Origin of the sequence: Nocardioides zeicaulis, assembly GCF_042432345.1 — a bacterium.
Lineage (GTDB): Bacteria > Actinomycetota > Actinomycetes > Propionibacteriales > Nocardioidaceae > Nocardioides > Nocardioides zeicaulis.
In genome coordinates this window covers 74412-94057 of sequence record NZ_JBHLXH010000002.1, presented here as the reverse complement: position 1 = coordinate 94057, position 19646 = coordinate 74412, and the positions used below count along the sequence as shown (strand labels likewise).

Genomic DNA, 19646 nt, shown 5'->3' with positions numbered 1-19646 from the left:
GGGTCAGGCGGTCACGGCGCCGGCGCGCGCGTCCATGGCCTGACCGTACAGCCGTCCGGCGCGGTAGGACGAGCGGACCAGCGGCCCCGAGAGGGCGCCGGCGAAGCCGATCTCGTCGGCCTCGGCCTTGAGCTCCACGAACTCCTCGGGCTTGACCCAGCGCTCGACGGGGTGGTGCCGCGGCGAGGGACGGAGGTACTGGGTGATCGTGATGAGCTCGCAGCCCGCCTCGTGGAGGTCGCGCAGCGCCTGCGAGACCTCCTCGCGGGTCTCGCCCATGCCGAGGATCAGGTTGGACTTGGTGACCAGGCCGAAGTCGCGCGCCTGGGTGATCACGTCGAGGGAGCGGTCGTAGCGGAAGGCCGGGCGGATCCGCTTGAAGATCCGCGGCACGGTCTCGACGTTGTGGGCCAGGACCTCGGGGCGCGACTCGAAGACCTCGGCGAGCAGGTCGGGCTTGCCGTTGAAGTCGGGGATGAGGTTCTCCACGCCGGTGCCCGGGTTGAGCTCGTGGATGGCGCGCACCGTCTCGGCGTAGAGCCAGGCGCCGCCATCGGGCAGGTCGTCGCGCGCGACGCCGGTGATGGTGGCGTACTTGAGCTGCATCTTCTGCACGGACTCGGCCACGCGGCGGGGCTCGTCACGGTCGAGCGGGGCAGGCTTGCCGGTGTCGATCTGGCAGAAGTCGCACCGGCGGGTGCACTGCTCGCCACCGATGAGGAAGGTGGCCTCGCGGTCCTCCCAGCACTCGAAGATGTTGGGGCACCCCGCCTCCTGGCAGACCGTGTGCAGGCCTTCCGACTTCACCAAGTTCTGCAGGGCGGTGTATTCCGGGCCCATCTTCGCCTTGGTCTTGATCCACTCCGGCTTGCGCTCGATGGGCGTCTCGGCGTTGCGGATCTCCAGGCGGAGGAGCTTGCGTCCTTCGGGGGCGGGAGCAGTCACGTCGTCACTCTACGCCGGGCCCTGTGGCCGCCCAATTCGCCCTCCTGGCCCGCCGCGGCGGGCCAGGAGGGCGGTCAGAGCAGCAGGTCCGGCGTGATCGGGAGCCGGCGCACGCGGCGTCCGGTCGCGTGGAAGACCGCGTTGCCGATGGCTGCCGCGACCCCGCACAGGCCGATCTCCCCGACCCCCTTCACCCCCACCGGGTTGAGCCGGTCGGGCCCGCCGACGAACTCCACCTCGAGGTCGGGCACGTCGGCGCTGACGGCGACCAGGTAGTCGGCCATGTGGGCGTTGGTGATGCGGCCGGTCTGCGGCCCCGCGTGCAGGTCGGTGACCGTGTGCTCGAGCAGGGCGTGCCCGATGCCGCCGACGGTGCCGCCGACGACCTGGCTGCGCGCGGTGCGCTCGTTGAGCACCTCGCCGCAGTCGATGACCGAGACCAGCCGCTCCACGCGGACCAGGCCGAGCTCGGCGTCGACGCGGACCTTGGCGAACTTCGCCCCGAAGGCTCCCGACGGCGACATGCCCACCTCGTCGGGGTCAGGCGGCGTCGCGGTGGCCTCCGCCGACACCTCGTCGCGGTCGCCGACGGCCTGCACGAGCACCGACCGGCCGGGTGCCTCCCCGACGCCGAGGTCGTCGAGCAGCGAGGCCGCGGCCTGCGCGACGGCGTTCGAGATGGCCATCGCCAGGCCCGAGCCGCCCGCAGGCGGCGACGCCGGCAGTGAGCTGTCGCCCAGCACGACCTCGACGTCGGCGACCTCGAGACCGAGGTGGCGGGCCGCCACCTGCGTCACGACGGTGTACGTGCCGGTGCCGATGTCCATCGCCGAGGAGTGGACGACCGCACGACCGTCCGCGCGCACCACCAGCCGCACCGAGCACGGCTGCTGGAAGTAGAAGAACGACACCGCGGCCATGCCGTAGCCGATCAGGTCGTCGCCCTCGCGCGTCGAGCCGGGCTCGGGGTCGCGGGAGCCCCAGCCGATCAGCTCGGCTCCGCGCCGCAGGCACTCGTCGAGCGCCTTGCTCGACCACGGCAGGTCGTCCTGGTCGGGGTTCGTGTCGGCGTAGTTGCGCAGCCGGAGCTCGACCGGGTCGACGCCCAGCTCGACCGCGAGCTCGTCGAGGGCGGTCTCCAGCGCGAAGTTGCCCTGGGCCTCGCCGGGCGCGCGCATGGAGCCCGGCGGGGAGATGTGCAGCCGCACCTGGTCGACGTCGGTGCGCAGGTGCTCGACGGCGTACCCCTGGCGGGTGCCGGAGACGACGTCCTCGGGGTTGTCGTCGTCGAGCGCGACCGGCACCGTGGCGGTGTGCTCGACCGCGGTGAGCGTGCCGTCGCGGCGCGCGCCGAGCCGCACGTGCTGGACCGTCTCGGGGCGGTGGCCGATGCCGGTGAACATCTGCGGCCGGCTGAGCACCACCCGCACCGGTCGGCCCACGACCCGCGCCGCCATCGCGGCCGCGTGGATGAACGGCCACGGGCGCAGGCCCGAGCCGAAGCCGCCGCCGAGGTAGGGGCAGAGCACCCGCACGCCCTCGCGGGGCACGCCGAACGCCTCGGCCAGGCTGTCGGCGACATTGAACGGCCACTGGGTGGTGGCCCACATGGTGAGGGCGTCGTCGTCCCACTGCGCGCAGGCGGCGAACAGCCCGATCGGGTTGTTGGTGTTGTCGCCGGTGACGTAGTCGGCCTCGACCACCACGTCGGCGTCGGCCAGGCCGCGGTCGAGGTCGCCACGGGTGCTGTCGACGCCGACGGGGTCGTCGCCCTCGCGCGCCGCGCGCGGGTCGTTGAGGTCGACCACGGGCTCGGCGTCGTCGTAGTGGACCGTCAGCAGCGACGCGGCGTGCACCGCCTCCTCGCGGGACTGCGCGACGACGAGCGCCACGTAGTCCCCCCGGAACCGCACCTGGTCGTCCTGGAACGGCGGCAGCGGCGCGCGCCCGGCTGCCGACTCGTCGGGGCGGGCCACGCGGGGCGCGTTGGCGTGGGTGAGGACCTCGACCACGCCGGGTGCGGCCAGCGCCTTGGTGGTGTCGACCAGGGTGACGGTGCCCGCGGTCACGGTGCTGCCGACCAGGACGCCGACCAGGGCGTCGCGCGGAGCGAGGTCGTCGGGGTAGGTCACCTCGCCGGTCACCTTCAGCGGACCGTCGACGCGGGTGATCCCCTCGCCGAGGACCGGCGTGCTGGTCGTGCGGGTGGGCTCGGACGTCGTGGTCACGCGGTGGCTCCTGTCACGTCGCGGAGCTGGCGCACCAGGGTGCGGCGCGCCAGCTCGGGCTTGAAGGCGGTGCCGGGGACGGTGAAGGCGTCGGCGAGCTCGGCGCGGGCCGCCTCCTCGAAGAGCGCCAGGCGGGGAGGCTGCCCCAGCAGGACCTCCTCGGCCCGGCGTGCCCGCCACGGCACCGACCCGACGCCGCCGAGGCCGATCGCGACGTGCGCGAGGCGGTCGTCCTCGACACGGGCCACGACGGCCGCCGACGTGAGCGCGAACTCGTACGACGCCCGCTCGCGCACCTTGAGGTAGCCGGTGCGGGCGTCGGGGAGCGGCACCTCGAGGTGGGTCAGCAGCTCGCCGGCGCCGAGCACGTTGTCGCGCGACGGGTCGTCGTCGGCGCGGACGTGGAGGTCGGTGACCGCGACGGTCCGCGTGCCGTCGGCACCGAGCACCCGCACCCGCGCGTCCAGCGCCACCAGCGCCACCGCGAGATCGGAGGGGTGCACCGAGATGCAGCCCGCGTCGGCCCCGAGCACCGCGTGCATCCGGGCCGTGCCCTCGACGGCCGCGCAGCCGCTGCCGGGCACGCGCTTGTTGCACTGGACGACCTCGGGGTCGCGGAAGTAGCGGCAGCGGGTGCGCTGCAGGACGTTGCCGCCGACGGTGGCCATCGTGCGCAGCTGCGGCGACGCCGCGAGCAGCAGCGAGTCGCGCAGCACGTCGAGCCCGGCGACCGCCTCGTGCGCGGCCAGGTCGGCCATCGACACCCCGGCGCCGACGACGAGCACTTCGTCCTCGACCGCCACGTCGTGCAGCGGCAGGTCGCTGATGTCGACGAGGGTGCCGGGGGACCACACGCCGTCACGCATGAGGTCGTACTGGGTGGTGCCTCCGGCGAGGAGGACGACGTCCTCGGGCGTCTGGACCGCGCGGCCGGTGGCGTCGGTCGTCACGGCGGCGGCCGCCGAGGCGAGGTCGTCGGCGCGGACGTAGGTGAAGGGGTGCACCTCAGGCCTCCTGGTCGGCAGCGTCGGCAGCGTCGGCAGCGTCGGCAGCACCGGCGGCGGCGAGCACCGCGTCGACGATGCGGGGGTACGCCCCGCAGCGGCACAGGTTGCCGCTCATCAGCTCGCGCACCTCCGCCGCGGTCGGATCGTCGACCTCGTCGAGCAGGGCGACTGCCGACATCACCTGGCCCGCGGTGCAGGCGCCGCACTGGAACGCGTCGCAGTCGAGGAAGGCCTGCTGCACGGGGTGGAGGGCGCCACCGGTGGCCAGCCCCTCGACGGTCGTGACGTGGTGGCCGTCGGCCTGCGCCGCGAGCGTGAGGCACGACAGGCGCCGCCTGCCGTCGAGGTGGACCGTGCACGCGCCGCAGGCGCCCTGGTCGCAGCCCTTCTGGGTGCCGGTCAGCCCGAGGTCCTCCCGCAGCAGGTCGAGGAGGGAGCGACGTGTGTCGACCTCCACCTCGCGGGGCTCCCCGTTGACGGTCAGGCTGACGGACGTCCGGCTCATCGCCCCATCGAAGCAGCCGCGGGGCCGGGGTGCACCACCCCTCGGAGCGCCCCGGGGGGCGCCCTCGCCCCTCAGAGGGTCGGGGTGACGAGCTGGATGCGCGGCTCGCGGCCCGGCTCGGGGCGGGGGTCGTAGTCGGGGGTCGCCTCGTAGGGCTGCCACGCGAGGTACGTGTCGAGGTGCTGGCGCACGCTCGGCAGCACCTCGGTGATCGTGACGTCCCGGCCGAGCTCGCGGCTGAGCGAGGTGACGCCCGCGTCGGCGATGCCGCACGGCACGAAGCGGTCGTACCAGCCGAGGTCGACGTCGCAGTTGAGCGCGAACCCGTGCATCGTCACGCCGCGGCTGACGCGGATGCCGATGGCGGCGATCTTGCGCTCGGGCCCACGGTCGTCGGCGCGCAGCCAGACCCCGCTGCGACCCGGCACGCGGGCGGTGGTGACGCCGAGGTCGCGGCACACCGCGATCAGCGCCTCCTCGACGCGACGGACGTAGTCGACGACCTTGACGTGGTCGGGCAGCGCAACGATGGGGTACCCGACGAGCTGGCCGGGGCCGTGGAAGGTGATCTTGCCGCCACGGTCGACGTCGATGACGGGCGCGCCACCCGGGTCGGCGGGTCGCTCGTGGGGGTCGGTGCGCTTGCCGGCGGTGAACACCGGCGGGTGCTCGAGCAGCAGGACGGTGCCGGGGCGCTCACCCGCGACAACCTCCTCGTGCACGCGACGCTGGAGGTCCCACGCCGCGAGGTAGTCGACGGCGTCGTCGCCGAGACCGGCGACCTCGTGGTGCAGCGCGTTCAGGTCCAGCGACATGCCGCCGAGCCTACGCCGCCTGTGGACGAGCGCCGACGCCGACCGACGGGATCGGGGAGGGTGGTCGGGTGGACCCACGCCGCCTCCTGCCCACCCTCACCGCGGTGGCCTGCGCCTGCCTCGTCCTCACCCTGGGGGTCGGCTGGGCACGCTCCGGCTCCGGTGACCCCCAGCCCGCCGGGTCGGCCCCGGCCCGCTCGCCGACCGTGGCGCCGCTGCCGGCGGCCGCACCCGGCGCCGGCCCGGCCGGGGTGCTCGCCGGGTGGGACCGGCGGCGCGCCGCGGCGTGGGCCGCCGGTGACGTGGCGCGGCTGCGGGGGCTGTACGTCGCCGGGTCGCGAGCCGGGGCGGCCGACGTGCGGCTGCTGCGGTCCTACGTCGCCCGCGGGCTGCGGGTGGAGGGACTCACCTCGCAGGTCCTCCGGCTGGAGGTCGTCGACCGTGGCCCGCGGAGGCTGGTGCTCCGGGTCGCCGACCGGGTGGTCGGCGGACGCGCGGTCGGGGCGGGAGTGGATCCGCGCGCGCTGCCGGTGGGGCGCCCGGTCGAGCGGCGCGTCGCGCTGGCGCGGGTGGCGGGGGAGTGGCGCGTGGTGGAGGCCACCGCGGTGACGGGCCGTCAGGCCAGCGCAGCGGCGAGCACCTCGCGCACGTCCTCGTCCTCGAAGTCGTAGCCGGCGCGCTCGAGCGCCGTCGGGCGGGCATTGACCGACGCGAGCAGCTCGGGCGACAGGTCACCCGCCGCCACCTTGAGGACCGCCGCCGGCGCGGCGAGGAACGCCGGGCGCTTGACCGCACGGGCCAGCTCGCGGGTGAACTCCGCGTTGGTGGGCGTGGTGGGGCAGCAGAGGTTGAACGCGCCGGAGACGTCGCGCGACTCCAGCAGGTAGCTCACGGCGCCGACCCAGTCGCGGAGCGAGATCATCGGGAAGTACTGCTCGCCCGAGCCCAGGCGGGCGCCCAGCCCGGCCTTGAAGAGCAGCCGCAGCTGCTTGAGCGGCGGGGAGGTGCGGTCCATCACCGGCGCGGTCCGCAGCACGCACACCCGGGCGCCGGCCTCACGGGCAGGGTCGGCGGCCGACTCCCACTCCCGGGTGACCCGGGTGAGGAAGGCGTCGCCGCGGCTGTCGGAGTCCTCGGTGACCTGTGAGGCGCCGTGGTCGCCGTAGAACGCCATGCCGTTGCCGGCCAGGAAGGCGGGCGGGCGCTCGGCCGCCGCGATGGTGCGGGCCAGCAGCCCGGTGGTGGAGATCCGGCTCTTCAGCACCTCCTCGGACCACTTCCTCGAGTGCGGGTTGCCCGCGATGCTCGCGCCGGCCAGGTTGACCACGGCGTCGGCGCGCGCCACCACCGCGGCGTCGACCTCGCCGCGGCTGGGGTCCCAGCGCGACTCGTGGGCGGAGGTCGGCTCGCGCCGCACGAGGGCGGTGACCTCGTGGCCGTGGACCCGCAGGTGCTCGGACAGGTGGGTGCCGAGGAACCCGGACGCTCCGGCGATGACGACGCGCATGCGCCCACCCAACCATGTCGCGCCAACCCCGGGCCCGGCCCGCGCGCCAGGGCGGGCCGTGCGCCCGGGTCAGCCCGCCAGGTGCCCCCAGCGGGAGGACAGCGTGCGCCACGGGCCGTGGTCGACGACCCGTCCGGCGTCGAGCACGACGACGCGGTCGGCCTGCGCCAGCGCGGCCGCCTTGCTCGTCGCGCCGATGACGGTGGCGCCGCGCTCGCGCAGCGCCTGCCAGAGCTCGATCTCGGTGGCGGCGTCGAGCGCGGACGACACGTCGTCGGCCAGCAGCACGTCGGCGTCGCAGGCCAGCGCACGGGCCAGCGCGAGGCGCTGCACCTGTCCTCCGGACAGCCGTACGCCGCGGTGGCCCACGAGCGAGTCCGGGCCGCCCGCATCGGTGACGTCGCGGCCCATCCGGGCCGCCTCCAGCGCGGGCATCACGGTGCGGCGGGGGTGGTCGAGACCGACGTTGCCGTTGAACGTGCCCGACAGCACCCGCGGCACCTGCGCGACGTGGGCGACGCGTGCGGGCCGCAGGGCGGTCTGGGGGTCGTCGACCAGCCGGTCGTTCCAGAGGATCTCGCCGGTGCTGTGCACCAGGCCCGCGAGGGCGCCGAGGAGGCTCGACTTGCCCGAGCCGACCTGGCCGAGCAGCAGCACCAGCTCGCCGGAACGGATCTCGAGGTCGACGTCCTGGACGCCGAGCGTGCCATCGTCGTGGACCGCCGAGAGGTCGCGGAGGGTGAGGGTGCGCAGCGGGTCGCGCTCGGGGGTCTCGGGCGCGTGGGCGGTGCCCTCGGAGAGGTCCATGCCGCCCGGCAGCACCATGAGGTCGCCGCCGCCGGCCAGGGCGCTGGTGGCGTGCATCCACGCGCGGGTGCCGGGGGCCTCCGTCACGACCGAGCCCGCGACCCGCCCGAACCAGTCGAAGCCGCTGACCGCGTTGGCGACCAGCAGTGCGGTGGCGAGCTCCCACCGGCCGGCGAGCAGGCCCGCCCAGGCGGCGACCACGCCGCACTGCACCATGACCACCGGGACGCCGTCGAGCAGCGACTGCACCCGGTGCTCGCGCACCGCGGCGTCGACCCGGCCGCCGTCGACCTCGCGCAGGTGGTGGTGGAGCTGCGGCGTCGCCGCGGCGAGCTTGACGGTGCGGATCGACTCGAGGGTGGAGACCAGGGCCTGGCCGAAGCCCGCGCGGGCCGCCGACGCCGCCGCGGCCGACCGCCCGGCGACCCGGCGACCGAGCGACGATGCGAGCGCCGAGGCGGTCATGACCGCGAGCAGGATGGCGCCGGCCAGCCAGGTGCCGGCGATGAGCGCGGTGAGCGCGGCGACGACGAGGCCGTTGACGAAGTCGACCCAGCGGTCGGTGTAGCGCGCGATGCGGTCGGCGTCCATGGCGCGCGCGACCACCTCACCGGGCGGCGTACGGACCAGGCGGCGCTGCTCGGTCTGCCCGGCCAGGACGGCAGCGCGGACCCGCATCCGGACCTCCACCCACCAGTGGGGGTAGGTCCAGAACGCCTGCGAGAGCAAGAACGGACCGATCATCAGGGAGGCCACCAGCGCCACCAGCAGGAGCGCGGGGACGTGGCCGTCCTGCAGCGAGGTCACGACGTGGCCCCACACGAAGCCGGTCACGGCCCCGTAGGCGCCGGTGATCGAGGCGGCGAGGAACAGGAACGCGCCGAGCATGCCCCACTCGGGCTTGAGCCGGATGCAGTGCCACACCTGGCGCAGCAGCCCGAGCGGCGGCTCGACCTCCGGCGGCGCGGGCGGGGTGGTGCTGCGGCGCACCGAGCCGATGGAGGCGTCGTCGTGGTGGTGCTCCTCCACCACGACCTCGTGGGCGGCGGCGTCGAGCAGCGTGCGGAACGGTCCGTCCGTGGCCGCGAGCCGCGCGCGCGGGCCCTGCTGCACGACGCGGCCGGCCTCGAGGACGGCCACCTGCTCGGCGCGCTCGGTGGTGGAGAGGCGGTGGGCGACCAGGATGCCGGTGCGGCCCGCGATGAGGCGGTCGGCGGCCCGCACCACGCGTGCCTCGGTCACCGGGTCCATCCGGGCCGTCGCCTCGTCGAGCACGACGATGGCGACGTCGCGGACGAGCAGGCGGGCGAAGGCGACCAGCTGCTCCTCGCCGGCCGACAGGGTCGTGCCGCCGGGGCCGAGGAGCGTGTCGAGGCCCTCGGGCAATCCGGCCACCCAGTCGGTGAGGCCGAGCTCCTCGACGGCGGCGGTGACCTGCGAGCGGGGCGCGTCGCCGAAGAGGGTGATGTTGTCGGCGAGCGTGCCGGCGAGGATCTCGGTGCGCTGGGTCACCACGCCGACCGCGGAGCGCAGCCGCTGGAGGTCGAGGTCGCGCACGTCGGTGCCGCCGATGAAGACCGAGCCGCGCGGGGGCTCGACGGCCCGGGAGAGCAGGGAGGCCAGCGTCGACTTGCCGGACCCGGTGCGGCCGACCAGCGCGCAGGTGTGACCGGCGGGCACGCTCAGGTGGACGTCGCTGAGCGCGAAGGTGCCGTGGTCGTAGGAGAAGTCGAGGCCGCGCAGGTCGACGTCGAGGGGGCCGTCGGGCAGGCCGAGGCCGCCCACCGGCTCGGCGGGGACCGCCAGCATCCCGCGCAGGCGCAGCACGGCGCCCATGCCCTCCTGAAGGTCGGGCAGGTGCCGGGCGAGCATGTCGACCTGGCCGACGAACATCGTGGTGACGAGGAACAGCGTGACCAGGCGGGCGGTGGTGAGGTCGCCGTGGAGCACCAGCGCGACGCCGACCAGGCCGGTGGCGGCGAGCACGCCGTGCAGGAGGGCGCCGCTGCGCCGCGTCACGCTCACCTCGACCGCCAGCACCCTGCGCAGGCGGCGGTGGATCTCCGCGGCCAGCTCGGCGTTGCGGCGCAGGACGTGGGACTGGCCCAGCGAGGTGCGGATGTCGTCGCGGGCTGCCACGCCCTCCTCGGTGGAGGCGGCGTGGTCGGTCCAGGCGGCCTCCTCGAGCACCTTGCGCTCGGCGATCAGGGGCAGCAGGCGGCGCACGGAGAACCACACCAGCACCGCGCACAGCGGGAAGAGGAAGACCGCGGGCCACCAGGTGAGGCTGGCCACGACCCAGAGCGGGCCGGCCGAGAGCAGGGTGCGCAGCGCCATCCACACGCCCCAGCGCATCAGCTGCCCGACCTCCCACGTGTCGTCGTCGATGCGGTCGAGGACCTCGCCGACGGCCTGCTCGGAGAGCTCGGAGAGCGGCTGGGCCATGGCGGCGTCGATGAGGTCGGCCCGAAGGCGGCCCTCGGCGCGGTCGACGATCACGCCCCACAGCGTGCGGGCTCCCGTGTCGACGAAGGCGCCGCCCACGACGCACAGCGCGAGGAGCGTGACGAGTGAGGACGTGGGGGACTCCGCGAGCCTCCCGGCGAAGACGCTGCCGAGCGAGGACGCGATCGCCCCGACCAGCGACATCGACAGGCAGACGGCGGCGAGCGGACGGCGGATGCGGCGCCAGTCGACCGGCACCCGCCCCTCGGGCAACCCGTGCGTCGCCGAGGTCGGTGCCGGTGTCGTCTGGCTCTTCGTCTCGGTCACCGTCACAAGCACCAGACGTTACGTGGCGGCACCGACACCGCGCCTGTGGTTTTCCGTGACCCTGCCCACCCCGCGGCGTACGACGACGCCCCCGCCCGCGGGTGCGGACGGGGGCGCCGGTGCGACGGGTGGCTCAGACCTCGAACTGGCCGGCCTCGAGGCGCTTCTTGACCTCCTGGAGGAAACGGCCTGCGTCGGCGCCGTCGACCAGGCGGTGGTCGTAGGTCAGCGCGAGGTGGACCATGTGGCGCACCGCGATCGTCTCGCCGAGGTTCGGGTCGTCGATCACGACGGGACGCTTGACCACGGCACCGGGACCGAGGATCGCCACCTGCGGCTTGTTGATGATCGGGGTGTCGAACAGGGCCCCGAAGCTGCCGAGGTTGGTGATCGTGAAGGTGCCGCCGGAGAGCTCGTCGGGCGTGATCTTGTTGGTGCGGGTGCGCTCGGCGACGTCGGCGATCTTCTTGGCCAGGCCGGCGATCGACAGGTCGCCCGCCTCCTTGACGACCGGCGTCAGCAGGCCCTTCTCGGTGTCCACCGCGAACGCGATGTTCTCGCGGTCGAAGTAGGTCACTTCGCCCTTCTCGGCGTCGATCGCCGCGTTGAGCTTGGGGTGCAGCTTGAGCGCGTCGATCGCGGCCTTGGCGAAGAACGGCAGGTAGGTCAGCTTCACGCCCTCGCGGGCCTGGAAGTCGGCCTTGGACGCCTCGCGCAGGCGGGCGATCGCGGTGACGTCGACCTCCATGACCTGCGTCAGCTGGGCCGCCTCGTGCAGCGACTCGACCATCCGGGTCGCGATGACCTTGCGCAGGCGCGACATCGGCTCGGTGGTGCCGCGCAGCGGCGACGGCGAGGACGAGGTCGGCGCGGACGCGGCCGGTGGGGCACCCGCGGCGGCGGGAGCAGCCGGTGCGGCCGGAGCAGCGGCGGGCGCAGCCGGGGCGGCGGCCTGCTGGGCGGCGGCAGCGGCGTCGAGGACGTCCTGCTTGCGGATGCGACCGCCCACGCCGGTGCCCTGCACCGACGACAGGTCCACGCCGTGCTGGTCGGCCATCTTGCGCACGAGCGGCGTGACGTAGGTCGACTGGTCGCGCCCGCCCTCCTGCGAGCCGGCGGACGCGCCGCCGGAGGCGGCCGGGGCCTGCGCGGCGGCGTCGGTGCGCTGCGGCTCGGGCTCGCCCTGGGGCGCCGGGGCGTAGGGCGCCTCGCCCTTGGCCTCGGGCTCGACCTGCTGGGGCTGCTGCTCGGTCTGCTGCTCGTCCTGCTGCTGGGAGGCGGGGGAGTCCTGCTTCTCCGACTCGGGGGTCTCGTCACCGGGCGGCAGGCTGCCGGTCTCCTCGACGACCTGCTGCTCCTGCTCGGCCTTCTTCTCGGCGTTGGCCTCGTCCTTGGGCTGGGCTTCCGCGGACTGCGGGGCGCCGCCCGCGTCACCGGAGCCGATGATCGCGAGCTCGGCGCCGACCTCGACGGTCTCGTCCTCGGCGGCCTTGATCTCGAGCAGGGTGCCGGCGACCGGCGAGGGGATCTCGGTGTCGACCTTGTCGGTGGAGACCTCGAGCAGCGGCTCGTCGACGGCGACCTCGTCGCCGACCTGCTTGAGCCAGCGGGTCACGGTGCCCTCGGTCACCGACTCGCCCAGGGCGGGCAGGGTGACGGGGGTGCCGGAGCCGCCGGAGTCGCCTGATCCGCCCGAGCCGCCGGACGCGGCCTGCTCGGCGGCGGGCTCGGACTGCGCCGGGGCGTCGTCCTTCTCCGACTCGGGGGTCTCGTCGCCCGGCGGCAGGCTGCCGGTGTCCTCGGCGACCTGCTCCTCCTGCTCGGCCTTCTTCTCCGACTCGGCCTCGTCGGCGGGCTGCGCCTCGGGCTCGGCGGTCTCGCTGGCGTCGCCGGCGGACTCGCCCTCCTCGCCCACGACGGCGAGCACGGCGCCGACCTCGACGGTGTCGTCCTCGTTGGCCTTGATCTCCAGCAGGGTGCCGGCGACGGGGGAGGGGATCTCGGTGTCGACCTTGTCGGTCGACACCTCCAGCAGGGGCTCGTCGACGGCAACCGTGTCACCGACCTGCTTGAGCCAGCGGGTGACGGTGCCCTCGGTGACGGACTCGCCGAGTGCGGGGAGGGTGACTTCGGAGGCCATGTGGTTCCTTCGCTCGCGTGTGGGTGGGGTCTGGGGGTCAGGAGTGTGCGTGGAGCGCCTTGCCGGCGAGAGCCAGGTGGGCCTCGCCGAGCGCCTCGTTCTGGGTGGGGTGCGCGTGCACCAGCGGGGCGACGTCGTCGGCGTGCGCCTCCCAGCCGTAGATCAGCTGAGCCTCGCCGACGAGCTCGCCGACGCGGTCGCCGACCATGTGCACGCCGATGACCGGCCCGTCCTCCAGGCCGATGAGCTTGACGAAGCCCTGCGTCTGGAGGATCTGGCTCTTGCCGTTGCCGCCGAGGTCGTAGGTGACGGTGGTGACGGCGTCGCCGTGCCGCTCGCGCGCCGTCTTCTCGTCGAGGCCGACCGAGGCGATCTCGGGGTGGGAGTACGTCACGCGCGGGATGGCCGTCTCGTCGATCGGCTGCGGGTCGAGGCCGGCGATCTCCTCGGCGACGAAGATGCCCTGCTGGAAGCCGCGGTGGGCCAGCTGAAGGCCGGGCACGATGTCGCCGACGGCGTACACGCCCTCGACGTTGGTGCGGCAGCGCTCGTCGGCGAGCACGAAGCCGCGCTCCATCGCCACGCCCTGCTCGGCGTAGCCGACGCCGTCGGTGGACGGGCCGCGACCGACGGCGACCAGCAGCACCTCGGCCTCGATCACGCTCTCGCCGTCGGGGCCCTCGACGGTGACGGCGACGCCGGTGTCGGTGACCTTGAGGCTCTTGTAGGAGGTCGAGTTGCGGAAGTCGATCTTGCGCTTGCGGAAGGCCCGCTCGAGCGCCTTCGACGACGCCTCGTCCTCGGCGGCGACCAGGCGGGGCAGGGCCTCGACGATGGTCACGTCGGCGCCGAACGACTTCCAGACGCTGGCGAACTCGGAGCCGATGACGCCGCCACCGAGCACGATCGCCGACTCCGGGACGCGGTCGAGGCGCAGCGCGTGCTCCGAGGTCAGGACCCGCTCGCCGTCGACCTCGAGGCCCGGGAGGCTCCTGCTGTAGGAGCCGGAGGCCAGCACGACGGCCTTGCCGGTGTAGGCGGTGCCGTCGACGGTCACCTCGCGGGGACCGGTCAGCACGCCCGCACCCTGGATGACGGTGATGCCGCGCGACTTCACCAAGCCGGTCAGGCCCTTGAAGAGCCGGTCGACGACCTTGTCCTTGTAGGCGTTGACGCCGGCCATGTCGATGCCCTCGAGCGTGGCCGACACGCCGAACTGGGAGGCCTCGCGCGCCGAGTCGGCGACCTCCGCGGCGTGGAGCAGGGCCTTGGTCGGGATGCAGCCCACGTGGAGGCAGGTGCCGCCGAGGTTGCCCTTCTCGACCAGCCCGACCGTCAGGCCGAGCTGCGCCGCTCGCAGGGCGCAGGCGTAACCGCCCGAACCAGCCCCGAGGACGAGGACGTCGAACTCACCGTCCGTCACTGATGTTCCCTCCACCACACTCGACGAGCCTGCTTCCAGCGCGCCCATCCTTGCACTCTTTGCGGGGCTGTCCACACCGGGTCTGGGTGAGCCGCGTCGGTGCGTTCGACGGCGCTGTGGGGTCGGTCCCGGCAGAATGGTGCCCATGGGCATGTTCGATCGATTCCGCCGCTCGGGGCGCACCAGTCGTCCGGCACGGGACGCGGAACGCACCGGCTCGACCCGGGTGCGCGCCGCCGACGGCGAGGACGTACGACACCTCGAGGAGTTCGTCCGCACCCGTCAGGGCGTCGAGGGGTTCGTCGAGCCGCGCACCGCGGTCAGCGACGTCACGCTCCTGCTCGTCGCGCACGACGGCGAGTGGACGCGCCGGCGCGTGCCGAGCGTGCGGTGGGCCCACGAGTTCGCCAACCGCCACCGCGTGCCCTCCTACGACGCCGCGGTGGTCGGCGTGCCTCAGCGGATGCGCGACTACAACTCCCGCGTGAAGGCGGAGCGCAAGGCCCGCGGCTACTGACCCCCGGCGGACGCGCTCGTGCGGTGCCCGGGGTCGGCTGAGGGTGGCGGCATACGACATCGGACCGGCCGGCGGGGGTGTCGTACGCCGCCAGGATGGCGGCGGCGAGCCCGCAGCGGCCACTTCGCACCCGGGACTCGTGCCTTGCACCCGCGATCTCGGGTGCACAGCAGGAGAGTCCCCGGATATCCGGGGACTTCCCGGCCCGCGGCGAGCCGCGAGGTCAGCCCTCGGCGAGCGCTCGGGCGAACGCGACGAGGGTGGTGACGCCGAAGCCGGTGGCGCCGGAGGGGACGTGGCCGTAGGGCGCGCCGAGGTTCATCTCCTTGCCGGCGATGTCGAGGTGGGCCCACGGCCTGCCGTCGGTGAACTCGCGCAGGAACGCCGAGGCGTAGAGGCCGCCGCCCCAGCGCACCCAGTCGTGCTGGAGCAGGTCGGCGACCTTGGAGCTGGTGACGCGCTCCTTCATCTCCTCGGGGATCGGCATCCGCCAGTGCTGCTCGCCCGCGGCCGCGCCCGCGGCGAGGACGGCAGGCACCTGGTCGTCAGTGCCCATGACCGCGCCGACGCGGTCGCCGAGCGCGAGCTGCATGTGACCGGTGAGGGTCGCGATGTCGACGACGACGTCGGGGTCCTCCGCGATCGCCATCGACAGCGCGTCGCCGAGGAGCATCCGGCCCTCCGCGTCGGTGTTGGCGATCTCGACGGTGCGGCCGCTGTGCATGGTGACCACGTCGCCGGGGCGGGTGGAGGTGCCGGAGACCATGTTCTCGGCCATCGGCGCCCAGGCGGTGACCTTGACCGGCAGCCCGAGGCGCGCGATCGCGAGGGTGGCGGCCACGACGCTCGCGGCGCCCGCCATGTCGCCCTTCATGTTCATCATGCTCGAGGACGGCTTGATGGTGAGGCCGCCGGAGTCGAAGGTGACGCCCTTGCCGACGAGCGCGAGGTGGGCGACGGCCTTCTTGGGCGCCCAGGTCAGCTTGGCCAGCCGCGACGGAGCCACCGAGGAGTTCCCGACGCTCAGGATGCCGCCGCAGCCCATCTCGGCGAGCTGCTCGTGGTCGAACACCTCGAGCTTCACCTTCGGCGCGCCGCGGCCCTTGGTGACCTCGCGGTGCGCCGCCGTGACGAGGTCGGCCAGCAGCGGGGGCGTGCAGTCGGCAGGCGGGGTGTTGACCCAGTCGCGGCACAGCTCGACGGCGTCGGCGAGCACCTGGGCGGTCTCCGCCGCGGCGGTGGCCTCGGCCTTGCGGGCGATCGGGCTGAGCACCACGACGTCGGCCGGCGCTGAGGACTCCGGCGCGGACGACTTGTAGGCCGTGAAGGTGTAGCCGCCGAGGCGGTGGCCCTCGACGACTGCGCCGACGAGCTCGGGCGTGTCGCTGGGGAGGGCCAGCGCGACGGAGGCCGCGTTGGGGACGCTGCGTGCCGCGACGCCCGCGGCCCGGCGTACGGCGACCGCGTCGGCCTGGTCGTCGCCCAGGCCCACCAGCACCAGGAGCGGGGCGCTGACCTCGCTGCCGGTCGGGACCTTCACCGACTCACCCGCCTTGCCGGTCACGCCAAGGGTCGACAGCAGGGGGCGCAGCCGGCGGCCGTAGGCGGAGCCGACCTCCTGAGCCGCGTCGCACAGCCGCGGTCCCTTCGGGCCCGCCACGACCCCGACCACGACGGCGTCGGCTCGGGTCTTGGCGGGGTTGGCGCTGCGCAGCGTGTAGGTCGTCACGCGCGCATGCTAGGCGAGGCCCCGGCGTGGCGGCTCGCCGTCCCCGGGCTGCGGTAGGTTGCGCGACATGGCCAGCACGCTCAAGCAGTCGCCGCTCCACGACCGCCACGAGGCGCTCGGCGCCAAGTTCTCCGAGTTCGGCGGGTGGTCGATGCCGCTGGAGTACCCGACGGGCGTGGTGAAGGAGCACACGGCCGTCCGCGAGTCGGTCGGGGTCTTCGACGTGAGCCACCTCGGCAAGGCCATGGTCTCCGGCCCCGGCGCCGCTGCGTTCGTCAACGCGACGCTCTCCAACGACCTCGCCAAGATCGAGCCCGGCAAGGCGCAGTACACGCTCTGCCTCGACGAGTCCGGCGGCATCGTCGACGACCTCATCGCCTACTGGCACGACGACGAGCACGTGCTGCTGGTGCCCAACGCCGCCAACACCGCCGAGGTGGTCCGCCGGCTCCGCGAGGCCGCGCCCGAGGGCGTCAAGGTGGTCGACCACCACGACGACTACGCCGTGCTGGCCGTGCAGGGCACCCGCTCCGACGAGGTGCTGCAGAAGGTCGGGCTGCCCACCGGCCACGACTACATGTCGTTCGTCGAGGCCGAGCTGCACGACACCGGCGTCGGGGTCGTGGTCTGCCGCACCGGCTACACCGGCGAGCGCGGCTACGAGCTGGTCGTGGTCAACGACGCCGCCGGCGAGCTGTGGGACGCGCTGATGGCGGCCGGCGAGGAGTGGGGCATCACCGCCTGCGGGCTCGGCGCCCGCGACACCCTCCGCACGGAGATGGGCTACCCCCTCCACGGGCAGGACATCAGCCTCGACACCAACCCCGTCGAGGCCGGCCTGTCGTGGGCGGTCGGCTGGAAGAAGGACGCCTTCTGGGGCCGCGACGCCGTCATGAAGGTCAAGGAGGAAGGGCCGCGCAGGCGGCTGCGCGGACTGGTCGCCGTCGGTCGCGGCATCCCGCGTCCCGGCATGTCGGTGACGCTCACCCAGGACGTCCCGCTCGCCGACATCACGTCGGGCACGTTCTCGCCGACGCTGCGCAAGGGCATCGGCCTCGCGCTCATCCCGGTGATGGTGGCCGAGGACGCGGAGGTCGGCGTCGACGTGCGCGGACGCCGCGAGGTCTTCCAGCTGGTGAAGCCGCCGTTCGTCGACACCTCGGTGCGGGAGTCCTGACCGTGCTTCCCGGACAGCCCCCGACCTTCCGCCAGCCGACCTCGTCGGAGCGGCCGTGGTGGTGGCGCCTCGAGGACGGCTCCGGCAACGAGGTCGAGGCCCCGGCCTACTCCGACCAGAGGTTCGCCACGCAGGGCGACGCCGAGTCGTGGGTGGGCGAGATCTGGGCCGAGCTGGCCGAGCACGGCGTGGCCGCCGTGACGCTGTTCGAGCACGACCGGCAGGTCTACGGCCCCATGTCCCTGAGCGCCTGAGGCCATCCGGGCGGCGACGCGCTCCGAAGCACGGGCGAGGGACGGACGCCCGTCCCGGGAGGTGACGGGAGGCGGGATGGCCGTGGCACGACGACCGCACGACCCCGACGGAGACTTCGCCGGCTACCTCGCCGTGCGCTGGCCCGACCTGGTCGGTGGGCTGGAGGCGGAGGGCATCGACCCCGACGCCGCCCGCCTGGCCGTCGCGGTGACGATGCTGGGCCACCGTCGTGGCTGGTCGCGGCTGGTGCGCGAGCAGCAGGTCGACGTCGTGCTGTGGTCCGAGGCGCGGGAGCGGGCCGGGCTGGTGGCCCGCCCCGGGGAGGCCGCGCCCCACGGTGTCGGCGTGCCGGACCCCGCCGACCCGCCGGAGCCGTGGCTCGAGCGGGCCCGCGAGGTGCGCGCGGGTGAGCGCCGGCGCACGGTGCGTCGCACGATGGTGGGCCTCGCCGTCGTCGCGGTCCTCGCCGCGGGCTGGACGTGGTGGGCCACCCGGCCGGAGGTCGCGCCCGTCCGCGAGGAGGCGAACCCGCTGCCCGTCGCGTGGTACTCCGGCGGCGAGCTGCACCTCGCCGACGTCGTCGTCGGGCTGCCCGACGTCGACGAGTTCGTGGCCGACGGCGCCGACGTCGTCGCCCGGCTGGGGTCGGGTGACTACGTCCGGGTGCGGGCGGACGGCGACGTCGAGCCCCTCGACGCCGCGCCGGCGCAGCTCGCCGACACCGGTCCGGCCCCGGCGTACCTCCCGCCGGGGCGGTACGACACCCGGGTGCAGAGCGTCCCGCTGCCCGGGGGCGGCTGGGCCCACCTCATCGACTCCTCGCGCCGCAGCGGCGCCCAGGACGCCGTGCGTCGCTCCGAGTCGGGCCGCCGGGCGCTCGTCGTCTGCCCCACCGAGTCGACCTGCCAGCCGCCGATCACCATCACCGCGACCGACGGGTCCGTCCGGCTGCGCTGACCCGCGCGTCGCCGGACACCTCGGGTCCTGTCCGCCATAGGGTCACGGGTCGTGGCCGAGGCGTTGTGGGTGGGAGTGGCGGAGGCCTACGCGCGCAGCTTCGCGGGGCTGTGCGCCGGTGCGGTGCCGACACTGCTCGACGGCCTGCCGGCCGGGTGCCGGCTGGTCGACGTCGGCTGCGGCACCGGCACGCTCGTCGCGGCCGCGCGCGAGCGGGGCCACGACGTCGTCGCCGTCGAGCCCGACCCCGACATGGCGGGTCTCGCCGCCGACCGGCTCGGCACGGAGGTCGTGCTCGGCGGCCTGCCCGACCTGCCGCTGGCCGACAGCGGGTTCGAGGCAGTGACCGCCTCCTTCGTGCTCAACCACGTGGAGGACCCGCGCGCCGGCGCGCGCGAGCTGGCCCGGGTCGCGGCACCGGGGGGAGTGGTCAGGGCCACCACGTGGGGCGCCACGCCGGCGCCGCAGGCCGTGATGTGGGCCGGGATCCTCGACGCCGCCGGCGCGGTGCGCGCACCGTCCCCGCGGCTGGCGCCCGACAAGGACTTCGAGCGCTCCCCGGCCGGTCTCGCGGACGTGCTCACGAGCGTCGGTCTCGCGGTGACGCGCGCCGGGGTGGAGCGCTGGACGTGGCGGGTCCGCGCCGACGACCTGTGGTCGGGGCTGACGTCGGTGGGCAACTTCGGCGTCGCCTGGCGGCAGCAGGCCGACGACGTCCGCGACCGGGTGCGGGCGGCGTACGACGAGCACGTGTCGCCCTGGCGAGACGGCGACGCGCTGGCGTTCGACGTCGAGTGCGTCCTCGTCGAGGCGCGGGTCCCCAGGGCGTAGGGAGGGCGTTGCGAGGGCGTGGGAGGTCGTA

Annotated in this window: 16 protein-coding genes; 6 read left to right on the top strand and 10 right to left on the bottom strand. The window is 74.4% G+C overall.

What is annotated here, in order from left to right:
* Window positions 1-3: 3 nt before the first annotated feature.
* The 5 genes from lipA to lipB form a co-directional block, all read right to left on the bottom strand.
* Complete coding sequence (gene lipA, locus ACFFJG_RS14965) at window positions 4-945, bottom strand: lipoyl synthase (protein ID WP_378519582.1); 942 nt, start codon at window positions 943-945, stop codon at window positions 4-6.
* A 74-nt stretch (window positions 946-1019) separates the two neighbouring features.
* The gene (locus ACFFJG_RS14960; RefSeq protein ID WP_378519581.1) at window positions 1020-3173 is read right to left on the bottom strand and encodes a xanthine dehydrogenase family protein molybdopterin-binding subunit; all 2154 of its coding nucleotides are present in this window, start codon (window positions 3171-3173) and stop codon (window positions 1020-1022) included.
* Complete coding sequence (locus tag ACFFJG_RS14955) at window positions 3170-4177, bottom strand: FAD binding domain-containing protein (RefSeq protein ID WP_378519580.1); 1008 nt, start codon at window positions 4175-4177, stop codon at window positions 3170-3172. The genes ACFFJG_RS14960 and ACFFJG_RS14955 overlap by 4 nt, the downstream gene beginning before the upstream one ends.
* Window position 4178: 1 nt before the next feature.
* Window positions 4179-4685, bottom strand: coding sequence for a (2Fe-2S)-binding protein (locus ACFFJG_RS14950; protein ID WP_378519579.1), 507 nt, complete (start codon window positions 4683-4685; stop codon window positions 4179-4181).
* Window positions 4686-4756: 71 nt separating this feature from the next.
* Window positions 4757-5500: a lipoyl(octanoyl) transferase LipB gene (lipB, locus tag ACFFJG_RS14945; RefSeq protein ID WP_378519578.1), complete on the bottom strand. Its 744-nt coding sequence runs from the start codon at window positions 5498-5500 to the stop codon at window positions 4757-4759.
* A 68-nt stretch (window positions 5501-5568) separates the two neighbouring features.
* Here lipB and ACFFJG_RS14940 point away from each other — a divergent pair, with 68 nt between their 5' ends.
* Entirely contained in the window at window positions 5569-6171 is a 603-nt protein-coding gene (locus tag ACFFJG_RS14940; protein WP_378519577.1) for a hypothetical protein, read from the top strand.
* On the opposite strand, the gene ACFFJG_RS14935 is transcribed toward ACFFJG_RS14940, so the two are convergent.
* The 4 genes from ACFFJG_RS14935 to lpdA form a co-directional block, all read right to left on the bottom strand.
* Entirely contained in the window at window positions 6117-7007 is an 891-nt protein-coding gene (locus ACFFJG_RS14935) for a TIGR01777 family oxidoreductase (protein ID WP_378519576.1), read from the bottom strand. The two genes, ACFFJG_RS14940 and ACFFJG_RS14935, sit on opposite strands and share 55 nt — an antisense overlap.
* Window positions 7008-7076: 69 nt before the next feature.
* Window positions 7077-10586, bottom strand: coding sequence for an ATP-binding cassette domain-containing protein (locus tag ACFFJG_RS14930; protein ID WP_378519575.1), 3510 nt, complete (start codon window positions 10584-10586; stop codon window positions 7077-7079).
* Between the two features lie 133 nt (window positions 10587-10719).
* Complete coding sequence (gene sucB, locus ACFFJG_RS14925; protein ID WP_378519574.1) at window positions 10720-12726, bottom strand: 2-oxoglutarate dehydrogenase, E2 component, dihydrolipoamide succinyltransferase; 2007 nt, start codon at window positions 12724-12726, stop codon at window positions 10720-10722.
* Between the two features lie 37 nt (window positions 12727-12763).
* The gene (lpdA, locus tag ACFFJG_RS14920; protein WP_378519573.1) at window positions 12764-14149 is read right to left on the bottom strand and encodes a dihydrolipoyl dehydrogenase; all 1386 of its coding nucleotides are present in this window, start codon (window positions 14147-14149) and stop codon (window positions 12764-12766) included.
* Between the two features lie 151 nt (window positions 14150-14300).
* Between lpdA and ACFFJG_RS14915 the strand changes: the two genes are divergently transcribed.
* Window positions 14301-14666 (top strand): hypothetical protein, encoded by a 366-nt coding sequence (locus ACFFJG_RS14915; protein ID WP_378519572.1) that lies wholly within the window; start codon window positions 14301-14303, stop codon window positions 14664-14666.
* Between the two features lie 223 nt (window positions 14667-14889).
* Here ACFFJG_RS14915 and ACFFJG_RS14910 read toward each other — a convergent pair whose 3' ends face one another.
* A complete protein-coding gene (locus tag ACFFJG_RS14910) occupies window positions 14890-16395 on the bottom strand; it encodes a leucyl aminopeptidase (RefSeq protein WP_378519571.1) in 1506 nt (501 codons plus the stop codon).
* Window positions 16396-16462: 67 nt separating this feature from the next.
* On the opposite strand from ACFFJG_RS14910, the gene gcvT reads away from it, so the two are divergent.
* From gcvT to ACFFJG_RS14890, 4 genes are all read left to right on the top strand, one after another.
* Complete coding sequence (gcvT, locus tag ACFFJG_RS14905; protein WP_378519570.1) at window positions 16463-17572, top strand: glycine cleavage system aminomethyltransferase GcvT; 1110 nt, start codon at window positions 16463-16465, stop codon at window positions 17570-17572.
* A gap of 2 nt (window positions 17573-17574) precedes the next feature.
* A complete protein-coding gene (locus ACFFJG_RS14900; RefSeq protein ID WP_378519569.1) occupies window positions 17575-17826 on the top strand; it encodes a hypothetical protein in 252 nt (83 codons plus the stop codon).
* Between the two features lie 82 nt (window positions 17827-17908).
* The gene (locus ACFFJG_RS14895) at window positions 17909-18784 is read left to right on the top strand and encodes a hypothetical protein (RefSeq protein ID WP_378519568.1); all 876 of its coding nucleotides are present in this window, start codon (window positions 17909-17911) and stop codon (window positions 18782-18784) included.
* Between the two features lie 51 nt (window positions 18785-18835).
* A complete protein-coding gene (locus tag ACFFJG_RS14890) occupies window positions 18836-19615 on the top strand; it encodes a class I SAM-dependent methyltransferase (RefSeq protein WP_378519567.1) in 780 nt (259 codons plus the stop codon).
* Window positions 19616-19646 lie beyond the last annotated feature (31 nt).

Excerpts from the sequence above, each read along its gene's own strand:
- sucB (WP_378519574.1), bottom strand. The coding sequence starts at position 12,726 with ATGGCCTCCGAAGTCACCCTCCCCGCACTCGGCGAGTCCGTCACCGAG.
- ACFFJG_RS14950 (WP_378519579.1), bottom strand. The coding sequence starts at position 4,685 with ATGAGCCGGACGTCCGTCAGCCTGACCGTCAACGGGGAGCCCCGCGAG.
- gcvT (WP_378519570.1), top strand. The coding sequence starts at position 16,463 with ATGGCCAGCACGCTCAAGCAGTCGCCGCTCCACGACCGCCACGAGGCG.
- lipB (WP_378519578.1), bottom strand. The coding sequence starts at position 5,500 with ATGTCGCTGGACCTGAACGCGCTGCACCACGAGGTCGCCGGTCTCGGC.
- ACFFJG_RS14935 (WP_378519576.1), bottom strand. The coding sequence starts at position 7,007 with ATGCGCGTCGTCATCGCCGGAGCGTCCGGGTTCCTCGGCACCCACCTG.
- ACFFJG_RS14915 (WP_378519572.1), top strand. The coding sequence starts at position 14,301 with ATGTTCGATCGATTCCGCCGCTCGGGGCGCACCAGTCGTCCGGCACGG.